Consider the following 2,005-nt stretch of genomic DNA (forward strand, 5'->3'; position numbering starts at 1 on the left):
GGAGGGGCGTGGTGCGGGTTGCCGGTGGGGGTGTGGCGCAGGCCGCCGGGCGGGGGCTGATGCGGGCCGTCGGACGGGGGTGCGGAAAAGCGCTCGCCGTCGGCGTCCGATCTCCGCACACTCCCGGTATGGATCCCGTCACGCTGACCACCGAGCGCCTCTTCCTGCGCCTCTTCGAAGCCGCCGACGCCCCGGCGGTGTACGCCGCCTGCCAGGACCCCGACATACCGCGCTGGACGTCCGGTACATCCCCGTTCGATATGGATCAGGCGCACGAGTACATCAACCGGGGCCGGACGGGCTGGCGCGCGGGCACCCAGTACCGCTTCGCGGTGACCGACAGGGCCGACGGGACGCTGATCGGAGCCGTGGGCCTGTTCGACCTGACGCTGGACACCGAGGAGCGGCGCGCCGAGATCGGCTACTGGGCGGCGAGGGAGCGGCGCGGCAAGGGCTGCACCACCGAGGCCGTACGGGAGGTCACGCGCTGGGCCTTCACGGACCTCGGGGTCGAGCGGCTGGAGTGGGTCACCGAGGCCGGCAATGTCGGATCGCGCGCGGTGGCGCTCAAGGCCGGCTTCGTGATGGAGGGCACGCAGCGCGCCAGGATCGCGCACCGGGGTGTCCGGCGGGACGCCTGGGTCGGCTCGCTGCTCCCCGCCGACCTGGGGCTGCCCTCCGGCACGCCCCATCTCCCGTACACCGGCTGACCAGTTCGGGCGGGCGGTGCGGCGGCTGCCGGCGCCTCGCCGGCACCGGCCGTTGTCAGTGGTGGCTCTTACGCTGGCCTCATGACAGCTGCCACGCCTGCCAAGTCCGTGACACCGAAGTCCGCGACGCCGAAGCCCGTGACGTCCCTGTCCGCCGACGACGCCCGGCGCATGGCCTTGCGCGCGCAGGGTTTCCTCGGCGCGCCGGACCGGCGCGCGGGCGTGCGGGGCGTCCTGCGGCGGCTGGGCGCGGTGCAGCTCGACACAATCTCGGTGCTGGCCCGCTCGCACGAGCTGATCCCGTACGCCCGGCTCGGCGCCGTCGGCCGCCCCGCCGTCGAGTCCGCCTACTGGTCGGGCGGGCACAGCTTCGAATACTGGTCGCACGCCGCCTGCGTCCTGCCGGTCGAGGAGTGGCCGCATTTCGCCTTCCGCCGCCGGGCGATGCGCGCCAAGGGGTACCGCTGGCACCTGATGGAGGACCGCGAGGGCTCCTGCGCCGCCGTACTGGACCGGCTCAAGGCCGACGGCCCGCTGACCACCTCCGACCTGGGCGGGGGCCGCAAGGGCGGCGAGTGGTGGGACTGGTCCGAGACCAAGATCGCGGTGGAGTGGCTGCTGGACACCGGCGAGGTGGTGTGCACGGAGCGCCGCGGTTGGAAACGGGTGTACGACCTCGCCGAGCGCGCCATCCCGGACGCCCTGCTGCACGACGATCTGGACGACGCGGAGTGCATGCGCCGCCTGGTCGCCCAGGCCGGCGCCGCGCTGGGGGTGGCCACCCGCGCGGACCTCGCCGACTACCACCGCCTCAAGAACGACCAGGTGGACGCCGTCATCGAGGACTCGGGGCTGGTCCCGGTCGAGGTCGAGGGCTGGGGCAGGCCCGCCTGGGCGGACCCCGCCGCCCTGGCCGGCACACCGCGCGGCCGGCACCGTACGACCCTGCTCTCGCCCTTCGACTCGCTCATCTGGGACCGCCCTCGTACGGCCCGGATCTTCGATTTCACCCACCGCCTGGAGGCGTACGTCCCGCGCGCCAAGCGGATACACGGCTATTTCGCGATGCCCCTGCTGACCGGCGGCCGGCTCGCCGGGCGGGTGGACCCGGCCCGCGAGGGCAGCACCCTCATCGCCCGCCAGGTCTCGATGCGCGACGCCAAGGCCGTACGTCCGATGGCGCAGGCCCTGACGGAGGCCGCCGAATGGGTCGGCTGCGACACCGTACGGATCGAGCGCTGCGACGACACCAAGCTGCGGGCGGGGTTGGTGGGGGAGCTTTCGGGGGTGTGAGG

General features: G+C 73.6%; 2 protein-coding genes. Both read left to right on the forward strand.

Annotation, left to right across the window (positions count from 1 at the left end):
• Positions 1-128: 128 nt before the first annotated feature.
• A complete protein-coding gene (locus IH45_RS0142520; protein ID WP_030682516.1) occupies positions 129-710 on the forward strand; it encodes a GNAT family N-acetyltransferase in 582 nt (193 codons plus the stop codon).
• A gap of 81 nt (positions 711-791) precedes the next feature.
• A complete protein-coding gene (locus IH45_RS0142525) occupies positions 792-2,003 on the forward strand; it encodes a winged helix-turn-helix domain-containing protein (RefSeq protein ID WP_030682518.1) in 1,212 nt (403 codons plus the stop codon).
• Positions 2,004-2,005: the final 2 nt, after the last annotated feature.

Source organism: Streptomyces rimosus subsp. rimosus, assembly GCF_000720725.1.
Lineage (GTDB): Bacteria > Actinomycetota > Actinomycetes > Streptomycetales > Streptomycetaceae > Streptomyces > Streptomyces rimosus_A.